The organism is uncultured Ruegeria sp., from assembly GCF_947497005.1.
Taxonomy (GTDB): domain Bacteria; phylum Pseudomonadota; class Alphaproteobacteria; order Rhodobacterales; family Rhodobacteraceae; genus Ruegeria.
In genome coordinates this window covers 203,532-227,059 of record NZ_CANMFF010000005.1, presented here as the reverse complement: position 1 = coordinate 227,059, position 23,528 = coordinate 203,532, and the positions used below count along the sequence as shown (strand labels likewise).

The 23,528-nt window shown below is 56.5% G+C and carries 23 protein-coding genes and 1 riboswitch; of the genes, 2 read left to right on the top strand and 21 right to left on the bottom strand.

Features of this window, described 5'->3' with window-relative positions:
- Positions 1 to 15: 15 nt before the first annotated feature.
- The 10 genes from Q0816_RS09475 to Q0816_RS09430 all read right to left on the bottom strand — a co-directional run bounded on the left by Q0816_RS09475 (position 16) and on the right by Q0816_RS09430 (position 10,440).
- A complete protein-coding gene (locus Q0816_RS09475; RefSeq protein ID WP_298849787.1) occupies positions 16 to 1,668 on the bottom strand; it encodes an Ig-like domain-containing protein in 1,653 nt (550 codons plus the stop codon).
- A gap of 625 nt (positions 1,669 to 2,293) precedes the next feature.
- Positions 2,294 to 3,541 carry a tryptophan synthase subunit beta gene (trpB, locus tag Q0816_RS09470; RefSeq protein WP_298849785.1) on the bottom strand — a complete coding sequence of 416 codons (1,248 nt, stop codon included), beginning with the start codon at positions 3,539 to 3,541 and terminating at the stop codon, positions 2,294 to 2,296.
- A gap of 68 nt (positions 3,542 to 3,609) precedes the next feature.
- Positions 3,610 to 3,945 (bottom strand): hypothetical protein, encoded by a 336-nt coding sequence (locus Q0816_RS09465; RefSeq protein ID WP_298849783.1) that lies wholly within the window; start codon positions 3,943 to 3,945, stop codon positions 3,610 to 3,612.
- Between the two features lie 47 nt (positions 3,946 to 3,992).
- Complete coding sequence (locus tag Q0816_RS09460) at positions 3,993 to 4,634, bottom strand: phosphoribosylanthranilate isomerase (protein WP_298849782.1); 642 nt, start codon at positions 4,632 to 4,634, stop codon at positions 3,993 to 3,995.
- Between the two features lie 11 nt (positions 4,635 to 4,645).
- Positions 4,646 to 4,996 carry a LapA family protein gene (locus Q0816_RS09455; protein WP_298849930.1) on the bottom strand — a complete coding sequence of 117 codons (351 nt, stop codon included), beginning with the start codon at positions 4,994 to 4,996 and terminating at the stop codon, positions 4,646 to 4,648.
- A gap of 7 nt (positions 4,997 to 5,003) precedes the next feature.
- Complete coding sequence (ihfB, locus tag Q0816_RS09450) at positions 5,004 to 5,288, bottom strand: integration host factor subunit beta (RefSeq protein WP_050603110.1); 285 nt, start codon at positions 5,286 to 5,288, stop codon at positions 5,004 to 5,006.
- A gap of 270 nt (positions 5,289 to 5,558) precedes the next feature.
- Positions 5,559 to 7,235, bottom strand: a complete 1,677-nt coding sequence (rpsA, locus tag Q0816_RS09445; RefSeq protein ID WP_298849777.1) for a 30S ribosomal protein S1 — start codon at positions 7,233 to 7,235, stop codon at positions 5,559 to 5,561.
- Between the two features lie 264 nt (positions 7,236 to 7,499).
- On the bottom strand, positions 7,500 to 7,742 hold the full coding sequence (locus Q0816_RS09440; protein ID WP_298849927.1) for a DUF6525 family protein: 243 nt from the start codon (positions 7,740 to 7,742) through the stop codon (positions 7,500 to 7,502).
- A 222-nt stretch (positions 7,743 to 7,964) separates the two neighbouring features.
- Positions 7,965 to 9,650, bottom strand: a complete 1,686-nt coding sequence (locus Q0816_RS09435; RefSeq protein WP_298849775.1) for a tryptophan halogenase family protein — start codon at positions 9,648 to 9,650, stop codon at positions 7,965 to 7,967.
- A 253-nt stretch (positions 9,651 to 9,903) separates the two neighbouring features.
- On the bottom strand, positions 9,904 to 10,440 hold the full coding sequence (locus tag Q0816_RS09430) for a hypothetical protein (protein WP_298849773.1): 537 nt from the start codon (positions 10,438 to 10,440) through the stop codon (positions 9,904 to 9,906).
- A gap of 218 nt (positions 10,441 to 10,658) precedes the next feature.
- On the opposite strand from Q0816_RS09430, the gene Q0816_RS09425 reads away from it, so the two are divergent.
- Positions 10,659 to 11,135: a YHS domain-containing (seleno)protein gene (locus tag Q0816_RS09425; protein ID WP_298849771.1), complete on the top strand. Its 477-nt coding sequence runs from the start codon at positions 10,659 to 10,661 to the stop codon at positions 11,133 to 11,135.
- 24 nt (positions 11,136 to 11,159) lie between these two features.
- Here Q0816_RS09425 and Q0816_RS09420 read toward each other — a convergent pair whose 3' ends face one another.
- From Q0816_RS09420 to miaB, 10 genes are all read right to left on the bottom strand, one after another.
- On the bottom strand, positions 11,160 to 11,786 hold the full coding sequence (locus tag Q0816_RS09420; protein WP_298849769.1) for a d(CMP) kinase: 627 nt from the start codon (positions 11,784 to 11,786) through the stop codon (positions 11,160 to 11,162).
- Entirely contained in the window at positions 11,786 to 13,144 is a 1,359-nt protein-coding gene (gene aroA, locus Q0816_RS09415) for a 3-phosphoshikimate 1-carboxyvinyltransferase (protein WP_298849767.1), read from the bottom strand. Before aroA ends, Q0816_RS09420 begins: the two co-directional genes overlap by 1 nt.
- Before the next feature lie 68 nt (positions 13,145 to 13,212).
- Positions 13,213 to 13,923 carry a tRNA (guanosine(46)-N(7))-methyltransferase TrmB gene (locus Q0816_RS09410; RefSeq protein WP_298849765.1) on the bottom strand — a complete coding sequence of 237 codons (711 nt, stop codon included), beginning with the start codon at positions 13,921 to 13,923 and terminating at the stop codon, positions 13,213 to 13,215.
- A gap of 97 nt (positions 13,924 to 14,020) precedes the next feature.
- Positions 14,021 to 15,202, bottom strand: coding sequence for a methionine adenosyltransferase (gene metK, locus Q0816_RS09405; RefSeq protein ID WP_298849762.1), 1,182 nt, complete (start codon positions 15,200 to 15,202; stop codon positions 14,021 to 14,023).
- A gap of 5 nt (positions 15,203 to 15,207) precedes the next feature.
- Positions 15,208 to 15,257, bottom strand: a riboswitch (SAM-SAH riboswitch).
- Positions 15,258 to 15,294: 37 nt separating this feature from the next.
- Entirely contained in the window at positions 15,295 to 16,803 is a 1,509-nt protein-coding gene (lnt, locus tag Q0816_RS09400) for an apolipoprotein N-acyltransferase (protein ID WP_298849759.1), read from the bottom strand.
- A complete protein-coding gene (locus Q0816_RS09395) occupies positions 16,800 to 17,687 on the bottom strand; it encodes a hemolysin family protein (protein ID WP_298849756.1) in 888 nt (295 codons plus the stop codon). Before Q0816_RS09395 ends, lnt begins: the two co-directional genes overlap by 4 nt.
- Positions 17,688 to 17,723: 36 nt before the next feature.
- A complete protein-coding gene (ybeY, locus tag Q0816_RS09390; protein WP_298849754.1) occupies positions 17,724 to 18,218 on the bottom strand; it encodes an rRNA maturation RNase YbeY in 495 nt (164 codons plus the stop codon).
- Between the two features lie 36 nt (positions 18,219 to 18,254).
- Complete coding sequence (locus Q0816_RS09385) at positions 18,255 to 19,277, bottom strand: PhoH family protein (RefSeq protein ID WP_298849752.1); 1,023 nt, start codon at positions 19,275 to 19,277, stop codon at positions 18,255 to 18,257.
- Positions 19,278 to 19,413: 136 nt separating this feature from the next.
- Positions 19,414 to 20,256, bottom strand: coding sequence for an outer membrane beta-barrel protein (locus Q0816_RS09380; protein WP_298849750.1), 843 nt, complete (start codon positions 20,254 to 20,256; stop codon positions 19,414 to 19,416).
- 95 nt (positions 20,257 to 20,351) lie between these two features.
- A complete protein-coding gene (gene miaB, locus Q0816_RS09375) occupies positions 20,352 to 21,671 on the bottom strand; it encodes a tRNA (N6-isopentenyl adenosine(37)-C2)-methylthiotransferase MiaB (RefSeq protein WP_298849748.1) in 1,320 nt (439 codons plus the stop codon).
- Between the two features lie 122 nt (positions 21,672 to 21,793).
- Between miaB and Q0816_RS09370 the strand changes: the two genes are divergently transcribed.
- A complete protein-coding gene (locus Q0816_RS09370) occupies positions 21,794 to 22,657 on the top strand; it encodes a hypothetical protein (protein WP_298849745.1) in 864 nt (287 codons plus the stop codon).
- A gap of 6 nt (positions 22,658 to 22,663) precedes the next feature.
- Here the strand turns inward: Q0816_RS09370 and Q0816_RS09365 are convergent, their stop codons facing one another.
- Positions 22,664 to 23,461, bottom strand: a complete 798-nt coding sequence (locus Q0816_RS09365; RefSeq protein WP_298849744.1) for a phytanoyl-CoA dioxygenase family protein — start codon at positions 23,459 to 23,461, stop codon at positions 22,664 to 22,666.
- Between the last annotated feature and the right edge of the window lie 67 nt (positions 23,462 to 23,528).

Here is a 23,528-nt window from a genome sequence, read left to right as displayed (position 1 = left end):
GATCTCGCCATTGGTTCAGAAAGCCATTTGCCAGATCAGGCTGATGCTGTAGTTTTCAAAACCGCTTTCACCAATGCCGTCATAGAACACATTTGCCGCAAGCAGGCTGTTGTTTTCCAACCGGTAATCGATTCCCAGGTCAGCGCGGGCACGGGCAGTGTCGCCAATCGGCGTCACGCCGGGAGCAGTTCCGGTGCCAGAGGTCGTGCTCCAAATCCCTGACAGGCCACCAGTCAGCATCATCTCACCACGTGACACCTGAAGCGGATGGCTGAAATCCATACCCAGCCGTGCCGTTGTCAGGCTGAAATCCTGTTGTGGGATCAGGTTTCCCAGACTGTCGGTATAAGTTTCCTGATCATCACTGGCATAGCTCACGTCCAGCAATGGCATGAGTGTCAGGGCTCCACGCTTTATCTCACCGGTCACGCGCGACTGGACCAGCCAGCGCTCACTGTCGAAACCGTCCTCATAAGTGCCGAACGGAGAGATATTATTATCGGCTTGCCCGTAAAGAACGCGCCCCTCGAAATACACCGGCTGATTGGGCAGTTTGGCCACCACATAGGGACCAACCAGCCAGCCCGTACCGTCCACGCTGGCCGGGCCGTTTTCGGTCTCGGCATAATCGAACTGGAGCATGGCGCCTATCAACAGATTGGAACTGATCCGACGATGAGCTCCGACCACGGCCAACGCATAGGAGCTGTCAAAATCGTCTTGCGAGCTCCAGTTGCCGGTCACATTGAACCAGACCGGCTGCGACGGATCGCTGGCAAAGTTCAGATAACCCGAGCCCTGCGTGACAGAGGAATCCAGCACCCCCGATCCCGAACGCTGCAGAAACTGGGTCAGTTTCGGCTGGTTTGTCACAAGGCTGTTGGCCCGGGCATTCTGAAACGCCTGAATCTGACGTTGTGTATTTGTCACCGCCTGAAGCGTGCTGACCCTGTTGGATTCCGGGTTCAGATTGCCCGCCGCATCCGAAAACGCACCTGCGGGGATGAAGAGTTCGATAGTACCGTTGTTCTGGGGCGTCAGAATTGCGACGTAGCTGGTGCCCGACCCTGTCAGAGTAGCCGTTGCATTCGTGACCGACAGGTCGCCTACAGTGAAGTCGGTACTTGGCTCGCTCAGAGTGATCGTTGCCTGAAAAGTTCCACTACCGGTTGGCGTCAATGCTCCGATCGTTGCCGTGGGCTGGGTCGTATCCACCAGAACACGGGTGTTGATGATCTGCGTATTTGTGACACCAGACAGCGCGATCTCATAGCGATAAAGCGGCCCCCCGACTGTTTCACGCGCGGTAAACGTAATCCCAAGATACCCGTCTGCCGCATATGTGGAATCCGCGCCATCCTGACTGATAATGTTCGCGCCAATATAGCCCAAGGACGCCAGTCCTGCAGGTGTAATGGCAGCCTGGTTCAGAACGCCATTGTTAAAATAGAAGCTACCGCCGGGAACCTGCCCGGACCCTCCCAGCGATACAAATGCAGTGCCAGTCGCTGCGATATTGTTAAAAAAGATACTACCGCCGTTCGGCGTCGGAGCCGAGGTTACAATAAACCCCCCGCCAAGGGCGGCACCCTCTTTGGCGCTTCCGATCATGAGTGCTGAAGCCAGAAAAAAGAGGCACGACAGCCTCGAAATCGCGGACCTAACCATTTTACCTCCTACAGCACCGCGAGGGTGCCAAACACCAGGGTGCCCGGAGAGAATACCTTGTCCCGAGCCGCGTCTTCCGTTGTCCCATCTACGTCGAGACTTCCCCTGAACCGGCCACAACAACGCCAGTTGCCAAAAAGTTAAATCAATTCAGAGTCGCTGTATAGAATTGGAAATGATTCAACTTCGGCGTGCAGGTCACATATCTGTGCACAATCAACCGGGCTCGGACGATTCGACCCCATAAGCACTCTGCAAAAACCGTGATTTTAGGGCGTCTTCACTGTGAAGCCGCGCTTTGAATGTCGAGTGTGCGAAACGGAACCCCCAAGAAGCCACTGCCATAAAACCTTCAATCACACGGTAATTTCGCAACAGTCGGATGTTTTCTGCGGGACTGATTGCCAGAAGGAAACGCACATATGCAAAGCGGCTCGAACGACACCACGAATCCTGTGCCTCTTGTTTTGCTTTTGATTGCGCTTGTCAGTGTTCGCCCCGCCGGACCTTCCTTGGGGTCTCAGGCCGTTTCACCAAGGATCATGCAAAAAGTATATGACTTCCGGGGCGTGCGTGCTGCAAGACGTGGCAGAAAATAATCGGGGCACGTGGCCCCGGCTTTTTATCAACCGGCCGTCCGACCTTCGGTATCTGACATGTCGAAGTTCAGATATTTCGCCACTGTCTGAACGTCCTTGTCCCCGCGACCACACATGTTCATGCAGATCAGGTGATCCTTGGGCAGTTCCGGAGCAATCTTCATCACATGAGCCAGCGCATGGCTCGGCTCCAGCGCCGGGATAATCCCCTCGGTCGAGCAGCATAGCTGGAATGCCTCCAGCGCTTCCGTGTCAGTAATCGAGACATAATTCGCGCGGCCAATCTCGTGCAGCCAGGAATGTTCAGGCCCGATGCCCGGATAGTCCAAACCAGCCGAGATCGAGTAGCCTTCAAGAATCTGGCCATCGTCATCCTGCAGCAGATAGGTCCGGTTGCCATGCAGCACGCCCGGACGACCGCCTGTAAGAGAAGCGCAATGCTCCATCTTCTCGTTCACGCCCTTACCACCGGCTTCGACGCCGATGATGTTGACGTCCTTGTCGTCGAGGAACGGGTAGAACAGACCCATTGCGTTCGATCCACCGCCGATCGCCGCGATGATCGTGTCAGGCAGACGGCCCTCGGCCTTCATCATCTGCTCTTTCGCTTCCTTGCCGATGATCGACTGGAAATCACGTACCATTGCCGGGTAAGGATGTGGCCCGGCCACAGTCCCGATGCAATAGAACGTGTCACGCACATTGGTCACCCAGTCGCGCAGCGCATCGTTCATCGCGTCTTTCAAAGTGCCACGACCCGAGGTCACGGGGATCACTTCTGCACCCAACAGGCGCATACGGAATACGTTCGGGGCCTGACGCTGTACGTCATGGGCACCCATGTAGACGATGCATTTCAGACCGAATTTGGCGCAGACGGTGGCAGTGGCCACGCCGTGCTGCCCTGCCCCGGTCTCAGCAATGATCCGGGTCTTACCCATCCGCCGCGCCAGGATAATTTGGCCCAGCACGTTGTTGATCTTGTGTGCGCCAGTGTGGTTCAGTTCATCCCGTTTCAGATAGATCTTTGCGCCGCCCAGATGCTCGGTCAGGCGTTCCGCAAAATACAATGGCGAGGGACGGCCAACATAGTTAGCCCACAGATCATCCATCTCGGCCCAGAAGTCGGGATCATCCTTGGCTTTGTCATATTCCTCTTCCAGCGCCAGGATCAGCGGCATCAGTGTTTCACTGACAAAACGTCCGCCGAAGATGCCAAAGCGTCCCTGTTCGTCAGGGCCGGACATGAAGGAATTGAAAAGATCGTTGGCCATGGGTGTCTCCCTCGTCGTATCCGTTGTTCATAGGTGGTGGCGACAGGATATGCCATGGGCAAAACGCATCATTCCGCAACCTGCGTGTTCTGACGCCAGACCTGAATTGCCTGTTCCGGGGTGGGCACGCCGATGCAAGGAAAATGGTGGAACCTGTTCACCTGCGCCAGACGGTCTGCCGCCAACATGACACGTCTGTGCGGGCCGGATTGGGAAAAAGTCAGCATCGCCTCGATGTCATGCCAGACACTCAGTGAAAAATAGAGGCCATCCTGCCTGAACATGGTAGCGTGCAGGCACAATGGGTCGCCTTTCGCCTGCCAATATACCTGCCCAGCGCGCCAGAAAAACTCCGGCGCGTTGTACCAGTTTCTCAAGGAAACACCCCCGATTGCTGCCAACATACTGCATCCCTCCGTATCGAGGGATACGCAGCAATATCAGTATCAGATCACCTGAGAGCAGCCGCAAAGTCGCGGATCAGGGCCGCGTCTTTCACGCCCGGTGCGCTTTCAACGCCGGATGAAACGTCAACTTGCCGCGCACCGGTCATACGAACGGCCTCAGCAACATTCTGAGGAGTAAGGCCACCTGCCAGCATCCACGGACGGCGCCAATACTTCCGCCCAGCCAACAGCCGCCAATCAAAGGCCAGCCCATTGCCACCTGGCAATTCCGATTCTCTGGGCGGTTTCGCATCGATCAACACTTGGTCGGCCACCTCAGAGTAAAGATCAATAGCCTCAAGATCTTCGACCTCGGCTACTCCGATGGCCTTCATCACCGGCAGGCCAAACCGTTCCCTGATTTCCGCAACTCGTTCGGGCGATTCCTTACCGTGCAGTTGAAGCATGTCGAGCGGTACAGTCGAAACGATATGGTCCAGTTCTTCGTCGGTGGTATTTACGACCAAAGCCACCTTGGCAACGCCGGCAGGGACCAGATGCGCCAGCTCTGTCGCATGCACGACGTCCAGATGACGCGGCGATTTTGGAAAGAAAACGAACCCAACATAGCCTGCCCCGGCCTCAACAGCGGTGCGCACGTGATCGGGTACGGTCAGGCCGCAGATTTTGAACCGAACATCAGACATAGCGTGTAGGCTCAGCTTGCCTCATCCAGAAGCGCCAGAACTTCGTCTTTGCCTTCGTTCTGCTTTTTCTTGAGCTTTTTGACTTCTCGCTCAAGCTTGCGCACTTCGCCTGTCTTCGTGGTCGCATCGCGGCGGTGTTTGTGTTCCCGCAACCATTCCCACATGAAGCCAATAACCAAGCCTGCCACCACGCCACCCAAAACCACCAGAAACAGCGGCAGGGACGTGCTGAGGTTAAAGCCCAGAAGCTCGGCCAGAGCATCAGGCATCAGTTTCAGTTCAACGGATTGAACATTGGCAAGCGACACGGAAATCAGGATGATCCCGAGCGCCGCCAGAAAAGCATATCGAAGGTAACGCATCATAATGTTAGGCTTTACCGTTCAATCGATCCCTGAGCAACTTGCCAGTTTTAAAAAACGGTACACATTTTTCCTCAACCTGAACCGTTTCACCGGTGCGCGGGTTGCGGCCGACGCGAGCATCGCGTTTTTTAACTGAAAACGCACCGAAACCACGCAGTTCCACACGGTCTCCGCGCGCCATGGCATCGGTGACTTCCTCGAATACGGTGTTCACGATCCGCTCGACATCACGCTGATAGAGATGTGGATTTTCGTCAGCGATTTTCTGAATCAGTTCTGAACGGATCATGCGTGATACCCTCCCAGGCAGCCGGTGTGACAGGTCTACTGTTTTGACAGTATAGGAAAAAACCCGGAAAGGGGGAACGGATACTCTGCGTCTTGAGGCTTTATTTTGCCACATTCTCACGCAAAATTTCACTTGTCAGGTCAAATTCCACACTTATTGCGCGAACAATCCCCCGATTAACCCGACTGATCAGAACATATTGATTCGCAACAAAAACGGCCCCGCACTGTCGTGCGAGGCCGAAATTCATGATCGGGATGCTGCCCGGACTTAATCGCCCGATTTCAACGCCGCACCCAGGATATCGCCCAGCGATGCACCCGAATCGGAAGAACCGTACTGTTCCACGGCCTCTTTTTCTTCGGCAATCTCGCGTGCCTTGATCGACAGGCCCAGACGGCGGGTCTTGCTGTCGACATTGGTGACGCGAACATCGATCTTGTCGCTGACCGAGAAACGCTCAGGGCGCTGCTCTGCACGATCACGCGACAGGTCCGAACGGCGGATGAAGGATTTCATACCTTCGTATTCCACCTCGATGCCGCCATCTTCAATCGCGGTCACTTCGACGGTCACGATCGAGCCACGCTTCACGCCGCCCACGGCTTCGGCGAACTTGTCACCGCCCAGGGCTTTGATCGACAGCGAGATACGCTCTTTGTCCACATCGACTTCCGAGACAACGGCCGAAACCATGTCGCCTTTGCGGTAGTTCTGGATCGCATCCTCGCCACGCTCGTCCCAGGACAGGTCGGACAGGTGAACCATGCCGTCGATGTCGCCTTCGAGACCAATGAACAGACCGAATTCGGTGATGTTTTTGACTTCGCCTTCGACCTCGGTGCCCTCGGGGTGTGTTTCTGCAAACACTTCCCACGGGTTGCGCTGAGTCTGCTTCAGGCCCAGGGATACGCGACGCTTGGCGCCGTCGATTTCCAGAACCATGACGTCGACTTCTTGGCTGGTCGAAACGATCTTGCCGGGGTGGACGTTTTTCTTGGTCCAGGACATCTCGGACACGTGCACCAGACCTTCGACACCGGCTTCCAGCTCGACGAACGCGCCGTAGTCGGTGATGTTGGTGACGCGACCCTGATGGACCGAGCTCAGCGGGTATTTAGCAGCAACCAGATCCCATGGATCTTCCTGCAGCTGCTTCATGCCCAGGCTGATGCGGTGGGTCTCTTTGTTGATCTTGATGACCTGAACCTTGATGGTTTCGCCGATCGTCAGAATCTCGGACGGGTGGTTCACACGGCGCCATGCCATGTCGGTGACGTGCAGCAGGCCGTCAACGCCGCCCAGATCAACAAATGCACCGTATTCGGTGATGTTTTTGACGACACCCTCGACGGTTTGACCTTCGGACAGGTTGCCGATGACTTCGGCACGCTGTTCGGCACGTGATTCTTCAAGGATTGCGCGACGCGAAACAACAATGTTGCCACGGCGGCGGTCCATTTTCAGAATCTGGAATGGCTGCTTCAGACCCATCAGCGGGCCAGCGTCGCGCACGGGGCGAACATCAACCTGCGAGCCGGGCAGGAACGCAACTGCGCCACCCAGATCGACAGTGAAGCCACCTTTAACGCGGCCAAAGATAGCACCTTCGACGCGCTGGTCGTCAGCATATGCTTTTTCCAGACGGTCCCATGCCTCTTCACGGCGGGCCATCTCGCGAGAGATGACAGCTTCGCCACGGGCGTTTTCTGCAGCGCGTAGGTAAACTTCGACCTCGTCGCCAACAGCAATATCAGGGGCTTCGCCGGGATTTGCGAATTCTTTCAGATCAACGCGGCCTTCCATTTTGTAGCCGACGTCGATGATGGCCTGGCCCGCTTCAATCGCGAGAACCTTGCCTTTGACAACAGAACCCTCTTCGGGCGTGTCCATTTCGAAGCTTTCGTTCAGGAGGGCTTCGAATTCCTCCATGGTTGTATCAGCCATCTGGCAGTGTTTTCCTTTACATAACGTTTTTACTGGCCGAGCGGTTGTCTCCGCCGGTCTTGTTTCATGATGTCTTCAGGCGTGACCCGGTACGCCGCTGAGCAAACAAACACAAAGGGCCGAGGTGACCCGGCCCTGCTCAGAAACGTCATCCGGACGTTGACCGCCCTTGTATCGACAGCGCGCGTATAGGCGGATTCCCCGATATGTGCAAGGGCAAAGCCCATGTTTTCAAGGTTCGGCAGGTCTTTGCGAGTGCTCGGTTCAGCTTTTGGCACCCCAAACCCCGGCATCGCGCTGTAGCATGGCCTGTTCGATTTCATCCAGACGCATCCGTGCGGCGGACGGGTCCCGCGCGCCGCCTACCCGGTTCCAGATCTTCTGAGCCGAGACAGGGCTCCACGGCAAGCTGGCGGCGGCCAGCCACTGCCGCAACCCTGGTGGCAGAGAGTCATACACCTGCATCGGCGCAGTCTGTCGTCTCCGACGCTTGAGACTGCTATGCAAATTCCGCCCAACTTTGCGGCCTTGTCCAAACTGACCCTGCAATGCGTATGTTCCTCACCAAATCTAAATGTAATTACATTACATTTACGCAACGCACAAGACTGCTTGTGAAGGACGCAAAGCCCATAAATATCCCAAAGAAGGCTATTGAGACGGGGATGTATTTAACCCCCCGCCCTTCATTTGTTTCCAAATAACCCCGGCATGGAGCACGGAGTACTTTTAGAACAACTGCAAATCCTTCTTACCGCTTTGGATTTCAGCAAAATTCGGCATGTTCTCGACCACCACGGGGGCCGGTGCCGCGCCCGGCATCGCCACTGTAGGCTTCATTGCCGCCGCCATACCAAAGGTGGGTTGCTCAAGCTCCCCTCGGATATCGCGTAGTAGCGTTTTATGATCCGGCATAGTTTTGACGATCTTCACCAAGTCCATTTTCGCACGCTTCATACCCTGAAACCAAATCGGTTTCTTCAATGGCCGAAGACGGTCGCGGATGCCAGCGCCGTAGCCTGTATCATAGACCTGTTTGCCCAAAAGAACGGTCTGATACACGCGGCTGTCAAACAGTGTAGCGAACTCGATATCGTGGTCCATCGGCAAGCGGTACTGCCATAACTCAAGGTTTTCGGCCAACCGGTCCGGCACCTTCATCTCAGTTCGCGCATCGATCCAGTATTGATCATCGGTACGATTGCCCAACCGATAGTGCAGACAGATGAACTCCAGAACCTCGTTATAGAGCTTGTCCATCTGCCGGTTATATCTGTCACGAAGTGATGGCTCGATATCCCGGGTGGGCAAGTGCTCGGCGAACCAACGTATCGCATGGTCGATCATATGGATCGCGGTACTTTCAAGTGGTTCAATAAACCCGCCAGACAGACCAATCGCTACACAGTTCTTGACCCAGGCATTGCGCACGCGCCCGACGCGCATCGGGATTACACGTGGTGTCAGACCCTTGCCGCTGTCACCCAACCATTCGAGATATTCGTCTGCCGCCTGATCATCTGTTCGGTGCGCGGACGAATAAACATAGCCCGTACCCACGCGGTTATAAAGCGGTACCCGCCAAGTCCAGCCTGCGCCCAGAGCGGTTGACCGTGTAGCGCTTTCAATCTTTTCCGGGTCGGGATGCTCGATCTGCAACGCCAGGGCCCGATCATTCGGCAGATAGTCCGAGTAATCCAAAAACGGCTCACCGAGTGCCTTATTGATGATCAATCCCCGGAACCCGGTGCAATCCACGACCATCTCGATGTCATGGCGGCCCTTGGCCTCCAACATGAGATGGCTGACATTGCCCTGTTCGTCCAGTTCAACCGATTTCACCTCATCCTGAATATGTTCCACGCCGCGCTTGGTGCAGATCTTGGTGAGCATGCCTGCAAATTTCACAGCATCCAGATGATAGGCATAGCCAAACCGTTGCTCGAATTCAGGCTGACCCAGCTGCCGCGCGCCCTTGCACAGACGGGCCAGATCATCATGCGGAGAGATGGATTGTGTGAAATCCCGATCCCCATTGCCAAAGCGCAAGAAATACTCGGCAGTCTCCAACCCTTCCAACATCTGACCGTGGGCAAAGGGGTTCATGTAATCGATGCGATTGCCCTTGGCGTCATTATTCCAATTGCAAAACTTCACACCCAGCTTGAATGATGCGTTGGTCTCGCGGAAGAAACTTCGTTCTGAAATGCCCGCCTGACGGAGCGTGACCGGCATGCGCGGCACAGTAGCCTCACCCACACCCACGGTAGAGATATTGGGGCTCTCGATCAGGCAAATTTGCGGGCGATCCTTGGGCCCTGACGTGCGGGAAAACACCATGTCCAGGAGCAGTGCGGTCATCCACCCAGCCGTACCCCCACCCACGATGGTGATTTTTCTCAAACGATTATTCATGTAGTTTTGTCCCTGTTGGCTTGGGGGATTGTTTAGCTGCGTCCCTTTTTTGGGCTTGTATCGCAGCTTTCCCTTTTCGCTTGCGAGGAACTATAGCAGCTTTCCTGCGTCCATCTAGGGTCTATGACGACCCAACCCGCATGGCCGACCGCAGACCCTGCACACTACAAAAACTGACTTGCCCGCGGTCACTGGCATCGCAACATCTGCGAGACCGGCGTGCATCACGGCAAGCGCTATGTTCGGACGTCCGTCAGATTTCCTCGCCTTTCTTCAGCAACTCTTCAATCAGAGCGCGCTGCAGATCAGTGCTGTCACCCCCTCCGAATTCCGCTGCACCGCCGGAATACAGCGTGCCATATGTCGTGGCGATGTTCACAGTCTGGGCCAGCCCCGAGATCAACTGGTCTTTTTCCAAAAGAGACAACGGGTGAATGAACGCAGCCCATAAAGTGCCATTGGCAATCGCGTAACGCGCGTCCAGCGTGCTGTCGAAATTGGCTTGCATCATACGGACCAGATCCTCGTCGGACAGTGCCTCGGCGCTGCGGATCGGGACCATGGCGCGCATCCGGTCAGCGTTGATGTCAGTGATCACCAAAACCTGTACGCCCGCTACCGTCATTTGGAATCCGGGGCCACTCGGCTCGGCTCCGGGATCGAGCGCAAAGAGAATATTGCCCAAACGTTCGTAGGTCATCGGCGGCTCCGCTTCGGGAGTCTGCGGCACCGCCTCTTGTGCGGAAAGGCTTCCGGCGGCGAAAATCAGAAAGAAGACTAATCGGATCATGAGGTCACTCCTGCAGACGCTCTTTCATCATACGAACAGAAATTCACACTGACCAAACAAAGCTTAGTGAACGCATTATTCACACCATTCAGCAGCTTGTACGATCTGCAAAATTTGATGGCTTATCTGCGATTACACGTCCGAAATTCACCACCTAACTATGTTTCATCGGTCGACGATCCGGTTGACCTGAACCCAGTACCAAAAGGAAACACGTAATGAAATCTATCGTCTTCACCGCCCTGACAGTCGCCATCGCCCTGTCCACACCGGCCTTTGCGGCCGACGAAATCAACGTGTCCAACGGCATCTCGGCCGCAGGCGCACCGCTGGCCGCACACGGGGTCGATCTGGTTGCATTGGTCAATGATGGTAACCCGGTCGAAGGCTTCGCCACCCATTCGGCGACGTATGACGGCGCATCCTATTACTTCGCCTCCGCTGCGAACCTTGAATCGTTCGAGGCGAACCCAGCGGCTTATCTGCCGCAGCATGGCGGGTTCTGCTCGTTCGGCGTGTCGGTCGGCAAGAAGTTTGACGGCGACCCGGATCAGTACCTGGTTGCAGATGGCAAGCTGTATCTGTTCCTGAACGCCGAAACCCGCGCGGCCTTCCTGAAAGACGTTCCCGCCACCGCAAAAACGGCGGACGATCAGTGGGCGAATATCAAGAGCGTCGCCGTAGGCGAGCTGTAAGCTCTAACCCCCTTGCCCGTGGCGTCAGCGCGTCGCGGGCAATTTCGTGTTGATGACTTCAAACGCCTTGGCCAATGCGGCCTCAATGCTCAGATCGGTAGTATCCAGCAGCACCGCATCGTCGGCAGGCTTCATCGGAGCGGTACTGCGCTCTGCGTCCCGCGCATCCCGCTCTCTTACATCTGCCAGAACCTGATCGCGCGTCACATCGGCACCTTTGGCGCTGAGTTCAAGAAACCGGCGTTCAGCACGCACTTCGGCGCTGGCCGTCACAAACAGTTTCACGTCGGCATTGGGGCAGATCACCGTGCCAATATCCCGCCCGTCCAGTACAGCCCCGCCTGCCCTGCGGGCAAAGGCACGCTGAAAATCCACCAGGGCGGCGCGCACTTCGGGAATAACCGCTACTTTGGACGCCGCCTGCGCGATTTCAGCGGTTCGCAAATCTCCCTGCTCAAGCACTTCGGCTGTCAGGGCCTGCGCGGCTTCAAGCGCACCAAACCCTTCGAGGGTACGCCGCCCAACAGCGCGGTACAGCAAGCCGGTGTCCAGATGAGCAAACTCAAAATGAGACGCTACTCCTTTTGAGATCGTTCCCTTGCCCGCAGCGGCTGGGCCATCAATTGCGATTGTGAAGGGCGCGCCTGACATCAAACCGACCGATTGTTCCTAAGCAGCTTGGCACCCAATCTGGCCATCAGTGGTTCAAAAATTGGGAAAGACGTGGCGATCGGACCGGCATCGTCGACGGTGACGCCTTTCTCGGCGCCCATCCCCAAAATCATGAACGACATGGCAATGCGATGATCCAGGAAGCTTTCGCAGGTGCCGCCACCTGGAACGTTGCCGATGCCGAGCCCTTCGACCGACCACCATTCGTCACCCTCGGCAACGGTAACACCGTTCGCACGCAGGCCACGGGCCATAGCGTCGATGCGGTCGCTTTCTTTCACCCGCAGCTCTTTCACGCCGCCCATCATCGTGGTGCCCGTGGCGTTTGCAGCCATCACAGACAAAACCGGATATTCATCAATCATTGATGCCGCGCGTTCCGGAGGAACATTGATCCCCTTCATGTTGGGCGAGTATTTTGCACGCAGATCAGCCACCGGCTCGCCGCCCTCTTCGCGCTCATTCTCATAGGTCAGATCCGCACCCATCTCGCGCAAAGTGATAAAGAGGCCCGCGCGGGTCGGGTTCAGGCCGATGCCAGGCACCAAGACGTCCGATCCGGGTGTGATCAGTGCCGCACAAACAGGGAAGGCCGCGCTGGACGGATCACGCGGGACGGCGATGACCTGCGGCTTCAACTCGGGGCGGCCCGTCAGAGTGATGACTCGGCCTTCATCGGTATCTTCCACCGTGATCTCAGCGCCGAACCCGGCCAGCATCCGCTCAGAGTGGTCGCGCGTTGCCTCTTTCTCGATCACAACAGTTTTGCCGGGCGCATTCAGCCCCGCCAACAGCACGGCGGATTTCACCTGAGCCGACGGAACCGGAACTTCGTACCGCACCGGGGTCGGGTCTGCCGCACCGACGATAGTCATCGGCAAACGCCCACCTGACCGCCCAACCGACTGTGTACCAAACAGCGCCAACGGATCAGTCACCCGTGCCATGGGGCGTTTGTTCAGGCTGGCATCACCCGTAAAGGTCGCTGTGATCGGACAGGTCGCCATCGCGCCCATGATCAATCGTACCCCAGTGCCGGAGTTACCACAGTCAATCACCTGACCAGGTTCCGCAAACCCACCGACACCGACGCCCAGCACTGTCCATTCGCCGCCGCCGTGATCTGTCACCTCAGCCCCAAAGGCCCGCATCGCCTTGGCAGTGTCCAGAACGTCTTCACCTTCCAGCAGGCCCGAAATCCTGGTCTCGCCTACGGCCATCGCGCCCAGGATCAACGACCGGTGCGAGATCGACTTGTCGCCAGGCACCTCTGCCGTGCCCGTCAGCGGGCCGCAGGGATGCGAGATCATCGGGATGGGCGTGCCGTGTCCGGACATGGGGGCTCCTTTTGCGCTATCAGTGCCCAAGCCGATTAGCGAATTGGAGCCGGTTGGTCCAGCGGCAATCAGTCCTTGCGGCGGAAGGTCAGGTAATGGGGTGTCCGGCCTTCGCGCAACGCCTTCTGTTCGTAGCGTGTGGAAATCCAGTCATCCCACGGTTCGCGCCAATCCGAGGGGCCTTCCGCCAACCATTCAAACCCTGCACGTGGAACTTCCTCCAGCGTCTGTCGCACATAGTCGGGAATGTCGGTGGCAACCCGGAAGATCGATCCGGGCTTCAGCACTTTTGCCAATGGCTCAAGATGCTCTTGCGTGACAAAACGGCGGCGGTGGTGCCGTGTTTTGGGCCACGGATCGGGATAAAGAAGGAACGCACGCGAAATGCTGGCTTCGGGCAAAACGTCAAAAAGATCCCGCGCATCACCGGGATGCACGGCAAGGTTCTCAACGCCCGCTTTCCGGATTTTGCCCAGCAGCATGGCAACCCCGTTAATATAAGGCTCGGCCCCGATGATGCCGATATCGGAGTTGTTTTCCGCCTGATGCACCAGATGCTCGCCGCCACCAAAGCCGACCTCCAACCAAACCGGTTTGCCACCAAACAGCTTGTCTAAGTCCAGCGGATTGCGTTCAGGGTTGGCCTCCCAATCCACCGCTCCGGGCGCAAGAGAGGCCAGATCTTCGTTCAGATATGTCTTCTGACTGGGCTTCAGAGTCTTGCCCTTGAAGCGGCCATAGAAGTTCCTGCGCGGGCGTTTTGGGGTCTCGGTGCTCATGGCGGTCGCCATACTGCGCGCCAGAGTACGTTGCAAGGGCGAGCGGCGCCCACAAAGCAAAAGCGCGCCCCGAAGGGCGCGCTTTGTGTTGTTCAGATCAGACTGCGGCCTTCAGCGCATCGACCAGATCGGTGCGTTCCCAGCTAAAGCCGCCATCGGCTTCGGGTTCGCGGCCGAAATGACCGTAAGCCGCTGTACGTTGATAGATCGGCTTGTTCATCTGCAGGTGCTGACGAATGCCGCGCGGTGTCAGATCCATGATCTCGCCCACGGCCTTTTCGATGATAGCGTCTGCTATCTGGCCCGTGCCATGCGTGTCAGCATAGATCGACAACGGCTTTGAGACGCCAATCGCATAGCTCAGCTGAATCGTGCAGCGCTCGGCCATACCGGCGGCCACTACGTTTTTTGCCAGATAGCGCGCGGCATAGGCTGCCGAACGGTCAACCTTGGTCGGGTCTTTGCCCGAGAATGCCCCGCCGCCATGCGGTGCTGCGCCACCATAGGTGTCTACGATGATTTTGCGCCCGGTCAGGCCCGCATCTCCATCCGGTCCGCCAATAACGAACTTGCCGGTCGGGTTGACGTGCCATTCGGTTTCAGCCGACAGCCAGCCTTCGGGCAGGGTTTCGCGGATATAGGGCTCAACGATGGCTCGGATGTCATCCGACGTCAGAGCCTCCTCCAGGTGCTGCGTCGACAAAACGATCGAGCTCACGCCGACCGGTTTGCCATCGCGGTACACGACCGACAACTGCGACTTTGCATCAGGTCCCAGCGCAGGCTCGGTACCGTTTTTACGCACTTCTGCCAGGCGCCGCAGGATTGCATGCGAATACTGAATAGGCGCAGGCATCAGCTCGGGTGTTTCGGTAGTGGCGTAGCCGAACATGATGCCCTGATCGCCAGCACCCTCGTCTTTGTCGGCGGCAGAATCAACGCCCTGCGCGATGTGGGCAGATTGTTCGTGCAGCAGGTTCGTCACCTCGACGGTTTCGTGGTGGAACTTATCCTGCTCGTATCCGATGTCTTTCACACAGTCGCGCGCGATCTGTTCGATGCGGCCCATGTAGTCGTGCAGTTTGTCTTGATCAGACAGGCCAACTTCGCCACCGATAACGACGCGGTTGGTCGTGGCAAAGGTTTCGCAAGCCACACGTGCTTCTGGTTCTTCATTCAGAAATGCGTCAAGGACAGCATCCGAGATACGGTCACAGACCTTGTCCGGGTGCCCTTCGGAAACTGATTCCGAGGTAAATGTATAGTTCTGTCGGGACATAAATGCGCTCCAATAGGGGTTTCTCCGCCACGTCAGGAAGCCGTTGTGACAGGTCACAGACGCATACGCGCAGCCAATGATGGGGTCAATCTCTAATTATTTCGGAAGCGGCGGACGCTGAACCACGCCGACGTGGTAAGAAACAATAACACTAGTAGAACGGGGCTATCCCCAATACGGGAATAAACAGTTGGCCGCTGCGGCAGCGGAAGGTTCGCGTCCACATATCCCGCTTTGCCCAAAGTCAACGAAGCGGTTATTTGCCCGAGCGGGTCAATCATGGCCGATATCCCGGTATTGGCCGAACGGATCATTGGGAGACCTTGTTCGATCGCCCGCATTCGGGCCTGCGCCAGATGTTGATACGGTCCCGAACGTGTTCCAAACCACGCGTCATTGGTGATCTGCAGCAGGAAATCCGACCGGCCGGGTGCCCCATTCACATCCTGCGCGAAAACTGCTTCGTAGCAGATCAAGGGCAACGCCTTACCCAGCTTACCAATGTCTAGAAGATCAGGACCTGCCCCCGCGCTGAACCCATGCCCGGTCGTGGCCGCCAGCCCGCGAATCCCAAAGCGACCTAGCAGATCACCGAACGGGACATACTCTCCGAATGGAGCCAGGTGGTGTTTGTCGTACAAACCGGCCCGCTGCCCGGTTTCGTCAAGATAGACCATCGAGTTGTAAATCCTTGGGCCGTCTCCACGTTGAATTCCAAGAACCACAGGTGTCCCCTGAGCGGCATCTGCAATGGCCTCCAGAAACGGTTGCGCACTGCCCAACCAAGCGGGCACCGCGGTCTCGGGCCAGACGATCAGATCCGGCTTGGGTAATGCGGCGGAAAAGTCAATCTGACGGGCGAAGAACAAGGGCGCATACGCCGGGTCCCACTTTTGATGCTGTGGCGCATTTGGCTGAATGACACGAACTGTGTGTGGACCTTCCTGAACCGGAGGCCGCGCTGACGCATAGCCCACAACCAAGATTGCAAACGCAAGTGCAAAGCCCATCGGCCCGGCCAACCTGTGCAAGGATATGTCCTGAAACAAGGCCGCCCCAATTGGTATTGTTATGGCGAAGGTCAGCGCATTCAGCCCGTAGGGCCCGACCAGAGACAACACTTGAACCACAGGTGTATCCACCCAGGCTTGCGAAACTCCGGCCCAGGGAAACCCGGTCAGCACATAGCCTCGGGCCAGCTCAGCCAGAGACAGAGTTGCGACCAGCAAAATGCCTTGGGGCAAGACGGTCGCCCCAACATGTCGTGACAGGCGAAAAGCGACGGCCCAGAACAGGGCCAGCCCGCCCGCCATAAAAACCAGCGCAAACGGTGCCATCCAGGCATGGCGCTGTGCGTCTACCTGAAATGGTTCGATAATCCAGCTGAGCGCGTGTGCAAAATAGCCGGTGGCGAAGAACCAGCCGACCCATCCCGCGCGTGCACGGGTTTCGCTGGCAAGGAACACCGGAGCGATCAGGATTAAAGCCAATACCGTAGCGATCCAATACCCATGCGGCGCCTGACCAAAAGCGCCAACCGCACCCAGAGCGGCAGCAGCAAATAGTCTCAGCGAAAAAGGCCAGCCCCTAAGAGGCGTCATGCAGCGACTTCCGGCAGCATGACACGCAACCGTTTGATGCGCCGCGGATCGGCTTCGATAACTTCGAATTCCGGGCCTTCAGGGTGGATCACGACCTCACCCCGTGCCGGTACGCGTCCGGACAACATGAACACGAGACCGCCAAGCGTATCTATTTCCTCTTCATCCACGTCCTCGTGGCTGGTCAGAGAACGGCCAATTTCGGCCTCAAAATCTTCAAGCGGCACGCGAGCCTGCACCACGTAACAGCCAGGCTTTTCCTGCACCCACAATTGATCTTCGGCTGCGTCGTGTTCGTCGGCGATCTCGCCCACAACCTGTTCGATCAGGTCTTCAATTGTCAGCAGGCCATCCACTCCGCCGTATTCATCAATCACCAACGCCATATGGCGCCGCTCGGTCTGCATCTTGGTCAGCAAGACACCGATAGGCATAGATGGCGGCACGAATAGCAGCGTACGCAACATTGAAATCAGGTCAAACTCGTCCGCACCGCCATTGAACCCATGGGTCAGCGCGAAATCTTTCAGGTGGATAAAGCCCAGCGGCGTATCCAGCGTACCTTCATAGACCGGGATTCTGGACAACCCACTACCCCGGAATACATCCGCCAATTCATCCTTTGAAATCGTCGATGGGACCGAGATTATCTCCGCCGTAGGAATGGCCACGTCTTCAACACGCATCCGGCGCAGGTTGATCATCCCGTGAGGCTCAGCCGCCGCTGAGCTGTGCCCGTTCACTACCGGGCTTTGCGGGGTCTCTTGACCCGAAAACGCATCGAAAATCCGAGAAATGAACCCGCTTTTCTCTTCAGTGTTATTGCTGCTGTCCTGAGGTTGCGCGCTTTGCGCCGCCCTAGAACTGCCGTCTGTATCGCCCATTACCTTATTCCAACTGATCGGGTCATCTGACCCACTTCATACACTATATGGGTCATCAATACCCAATTTGCCAAGTATCTCGACCTCAATCCCTTCCATCATAGCGGCATCGGGGTCACGAATGTGATCATAACCCAGCAAATGCAACGTTCCGTGAACGAGCAAATGTACGACGTGATCGTCTCTTGCCTTGCCAGCCTCGGCTGCCTCTCGTGCGCAAGTGTCATAGGAAATCGCAATATCGCCCAGTGGAATTTCTCCGGTGAAATCCGGCTCTGGCGGATGCGGCGCTCGTCCAACTTCATCCGGGGCCAGATCCTCGGCTGGCCAGCTCAGAACGTTGGTGGGGGTCGGCTTGCCGCGAAACTCAGCGTTCAGTTCCGAAATGCGCGCATCACCGCACCCCAGAACGCTGACCTCGCAAAGCTCGGGGTCCAGTCCGGCATACGCCAGAACGGCAGTGATCGCCTGCTGGGACAACGCCTCAAGCCCTTGCCACCGGTCGTCTTCAACAGTGAGTTCCAGATTCATCTTGTCGCACAACAGCCCTGAGGATGGGCCCTGCACTCAACTGGTTTCGTGGCCCGCATCGGCCTCATACGCCTCGATGATGGCGGCCACAAGCGGGTGGCGCACCACATCCTTCGAGGTGAAATAGTTGAAGCTGATATTGGGAATCGTTTTCAACAACCTCTCGGCATCCTGCAGTCCCGACTGTACGCCGCGCGGCAAGTCTACCTGAGACCTGTCACCGGTGATCACCATGCGGCTGCCCTCACCCAGGCGGGTCAGGAACATCTTCATCTGCATGGTCGTGGCATTTTGTGCTTCGTCCAGAACCACAAAGGCGTTGGCCAATGTCCGTCCGCGCATGAACGCCAGCGGAGCGATTTCGATTCGCTTCTCTTCAATCAGCTTGGCAAGTTGTTTGCCAGGCAGGAAGTCGTTCAGCGCATCGTAAAGCGGCTGCATGTAGGGGTCGACCTTGTCCTTCATGTCACCGGGCAGATAGCCGAGTTTTTCACCTGCTTCGACCGCTGGGCGGCTCAGGATGATTCGGTCCACATGTCCGCCGATAAACATCGAAACGCCGACAGCAACGGCCAGATAGGTTTTTCCTGTGCCGGCAGGCCCGATGCCAAAGGCAAGTTCGTTCTGGAACAAGGATTGGACATAAGCTTTCTGCGCATCCGTGCGCGGTTCGACCAGTTTCTTACGCGTCTTGATTTCGACCGAGCCGCCTTTGAACATTTCAAGCTGATCACCGTCGCGACTTCCGGTCTCTTGTTCCGAAGCACCCATTCTCAGTTCACGGTCCACGTCCGCGGCCTCAACGTCGCGCCCGCCTTCCAGCCGTGTGTAAAGCGATTGCAACACCTCGACAGCCTGTTTCTGGGCGTCTTCATCGCCCATCACAACAAGCTGATTACCACGGCGCACGATCTGGACGGAAAGCTTGCTTTCGATCTCGGCCAGGTTGCGGTCGTATTCGCCGCACAGGTCAATCAACAATCGGTTGTCGGGAAATTCTACAAACGCCTCGCGTTGGGGCATTTCATCTTGCGGTGGGGTCAGGGCACCGATGGCCAATCCGTTCTCCTGTCTTGGCAGTTCACCCCGACCGTAGACAACAAATCTTGGTGGGCGCAAGCCACAGTTTCAAAAATAAACCTGCTGATGACAAAAGCGCCAACCAGACAGGAAGAAAACGCCAGTCAGGTCAACGTCAGAATGTGTAGTTCAACCCGAACCGCAAACCGCTGAATTTCGGTGTGGACTTGGTAGAAAAGCCCGAGCTGAACTGAATGTCTTCTGATTGAAACTGGACGTATTCATATTCGCCGGTGATCGACCAGCTGTCGGTCAGCTTGTGTTCGGCCCCGATGCTCGCGGAATACCCGCTCCGGCGGTCCGACACAGAAAAGTTCTGCACTGAAGTTCCTGTTGCGATGCTATTGGTTGTTTCGACATCGCCCCATAGATAACCGACACTGAAAAAATACAGAACCCGGCCGCTTCGGTTTGTCAGGCCGCTTCGATACCTGAGGGTCAGAATGTCGGAAACATCCGTACCACCTTGAACATTCACACCGCTAATCTGTGCCCTGACACTGTCGTCCAAAGAACCGAAATCATATCCAATTTCAAAGCCATACACAAAATCGCGCCCTCCTTTGGCAGGCAGAACACCGCGCCAACCGCCACGAACGCCCCCGTAAGCTCCTGACACTTTCTGATCGCCGACATCAAACAGCCCAGCGGGCGTCGTCAGGCCAAAACGATCATCCCCGCCCGAGCCGTAGCCACCGGAAAGCCCCAGATAAAAGGCACCAACGTCGCTGCCAAATTTTTTGGGGCTAAGCACCGCCGGATCTGTTACATCGCCTTTCAGATCTCCGGCGATCGTCGCGCTGGCAAGAAGAGTGACCACCGAAGCCAAAGGCAATGTTCTCCTTAGGCTCAGGGTCCTGAAGTTCACTAGGATCGTCACTCGTACCTCCATCACTCCGATCTCAGGACCGGCACATAATCGTTTCATAGGCACAAAAACGGTTGCCTGAAAAAACATGGCTCCTCTCGGAGCATAGTTCCAAGCAATAAATCAAGGGTAAATTTTGGAAACAAATACCAACTATGGTGCGCAAACGGCTGAATCCCACCGACCTAGATCAACTCACCCGCCAAAGAGTTGGCGCCCGACGCGGTGATCCGAACTTCTTTCAGGTTACCAACGGCAATCTCGGGGCCTTTGACGTGCACCGAATGCAGATACTCGGATTTTCCGACCATCTGACCGGTCAGGCGACCCGGTTTTTCAAACAGAACGCGGACTGTGCGCCCCACCATGCCGTCCTGAATTTCCCTTTGGTGACGGGTTATAAGAGCCTGAAGCCGCTGTAACCGTTCATCCGCCGCCTGCGGATCGACCTGAGCCCGCTCGGCCGCCGGCGTTCCGGGACGTGTGGAGTATTTGAAAGAATAGGCGTAGCCGTATTTGACCTCTTCAACCAAATCCATTGTTGCCTGAAAATCCTCTTCCGTCTCCTCGGGGAAGCCGACGATGAAATCTCCTGACATCACAATGTCGGGGCGCGCCGCACGAATACGGTCAATCAAGCGCAGATAGCTTTCCGCCGTGTGACTGCGATTCATCCGCTTGAGAATACGATCCGAACCCGATTGAACCGGCAGGTGCAGATACGGCATCAACTTGTCGCAAGTACCGTGCGCCTCGATCAGATCATCGGCCATGTCATTGGGATGCGACGTAGTAAAGCGGATGCGTTCCAGCCCGTCGACCTTGTTCAGTTCCCAGATCAATCCCGCCAGTGTCATGTCACCGTTCGACCCGGCACCGTGGTATGCGTTGACGTTCTGACCCAAAAGCGTGATCTCGCGCACTCCGCGTTCGACCAGATCGTGGGCTTCACGGATGATGCGATCCGCCGGGCGGCTGACTTCGGCGCCACGGGTATACGGTACAACGCAAAAGGCGCAGAACTTGTCGCAGCCTTCCTGAACCGTCAGAAACGCCGTTGGACCGCGCTTGGCCTTGGGACGGTTTTTCAGTTTCTCGAATTTGTCTTCCTCGGGGAAATCCGTGTCCAGCGCCTTTTCACCCGCGCGGGTCTTGGCCTCCATCTCAGGCAGACGGTGATAGCTTTGCGGGCCAACCACCAGATCAACCAGCGGCTGGCGGCGCATGATCTCTTCACCTTCAGCCTGCGCGACACAACCCGCCACGCCGATTTTCAGGTCAGGCTTCTCGGCTTTCAGCCCTTTGAAGCGGCCGAGTTCCGAATACACTTTCTCTGCCGCCTTTTCACGAATGTGGCAGGTGTTCAGCAAGATCATATCCGCATCGCCAGGCGTCTTGGTTTCGACATACCCCTGCCCGCCCAGCGCCTCGGACATGCGTTCACTGTCATAGACATTCATCTGACAGCCATAGGTCTTGATAAACAGCTTTTTCGGTTCAGACATGAGACGGGCCTTTGCATTCGCTGGACCGGCGTCCTCTATATGTTTCGAACGCCGCTTGCAATGTGGGCGCAATTACCCGAATTTGGCGGGACTTTCCAGCAAGGCCGATCCGAAAACACCCGATGAAGCACGAATCCCTCGACCATTTCCTGAAATCGGGTCAGGCCGCATTGGCCAAAGGCCCCGTTGCCTTGATTTTTGCTGAGGACGACGTGGAGCTGGAAGGCACATTGCACCACCATCTGAAGCTGGGTTTCAAATCCGTCATTGCGTTTATGCCTAACGAATTTCAGTTGGAAACAGAGCTGTCGGATCAGGTGCACCGGGTCGCTTTGAAATGTGTTCCACGATCTGTGGTGTTTGAAACCATAAACAGGATTATCCAGTCCGCGCCTAACGTCTGGTTGTACTACTGTTACAACGCTGAATACCTGTTCTTTCCATTTTGCGAAACGCGCAGCGTGGGCGAAATGCTGGCCTTTCACAGCGAAGAACGTCGCAATGCGATGCTCGGCTATGTGATTGACCTCTATGCAGAGGATCTAAACGCATATCCCAACGGCGTCGCCCCCGACCAGGCCTTGTTCGACTGCGCCGGATATTACGCGCATGCCCGCCACGACCCAAGCGGGCAGCCGCTGGAAAGACAAGTAGATCTGTCAGGCGGGCTGCGATGGCGGTTCGAAGACCACGTGCCCTATGAACGGCGACGGATCGACCGCATTGCTCTGTTCAAGGCACAAAAAGACCTGGCGCTTAAACCCGATCACACGTTTAACGAACCGGAATACAACACCTATTCCTGCCCTTGGCATCACAACATGACTGCCGCTATTTGTTCTTTTCGGGCTGCAAAAGCCCTAAAGACAAATGCAGGGTCCACATTTGACATCCCCAGCTTTCTCTGGCGCAATTCAGTGCCGTTTGAATGGCATTCGCGCCAGCTGCTGGATCTGGGTCTGATCGAATCAGGTCAGTGGTTCTGAACCGCCTCAGCGCCGCAACAGCATGGGAAACCAATCTTCGCGCAGGCGCTGTCCCGGGGTCATGTCATGCCCGGGAAACGGGGGCGAGGTTCGGCCGGGGCGCTCCACATACCGGGCATCGTCACCCACAAGCCGCAGAGAAAAGGCGCGGCGGCGGCTGTCAGACTGGTTCCCACGCGCGCCATGCAGCGTGCGATAGTTGAAAGCCACCGCGTCGCCGGGCTCCATTTCGAATTCGACAACCTTCATGCCATCGGCATCCGGATCCGGCACTGGAATGTACTGACCTTCATCTGCGAAAAAGCCGTCCTCCGAAACCCAGCGCGTTGGCAGAACCTCTTTCTCCCAACGGTGTGATCCGGCAACGCAGCGCAAGGTAGCCTGTCGGACCGGATCCAACGGAGACCAGAAGCTGATCGTCTGTTGGCCTTCGACGAAGTAATAAGGGCCATCCTGATGCCACGGCGTGGCCATGGATGTTCCAGGCTCTTTGACCAGAACGTGATCATGGAACATCTGAATGCTTTTCGATTGCATCAGATCCGCAGCGACCTCGGCAGCAGGCGAGGTCTCAATCACTTCACGAAATTGTGGAATGCGGGTCCAGTTGCAATAGTCATCAAAGAACCGCCCAGTTTCCCCCGATTTCTTGTTTTCGGACGCATAGGGACCAGGATCGGCCATATTCGCGGCCACGCCATCCCGCAACTGTTCCACGTGATCGGCAAACAGCCCTTTGATCAGAACAACGCCATCTGCCTGGTAGGTATCGATCATCTCCTGAGAAACGAGAGGGTGTGGCATCAGAGTCTCCTTTGGCTTTTGCCTGTTTTGCTCCGAAAATTATATTCTGTTCAAATCATATCTTTCA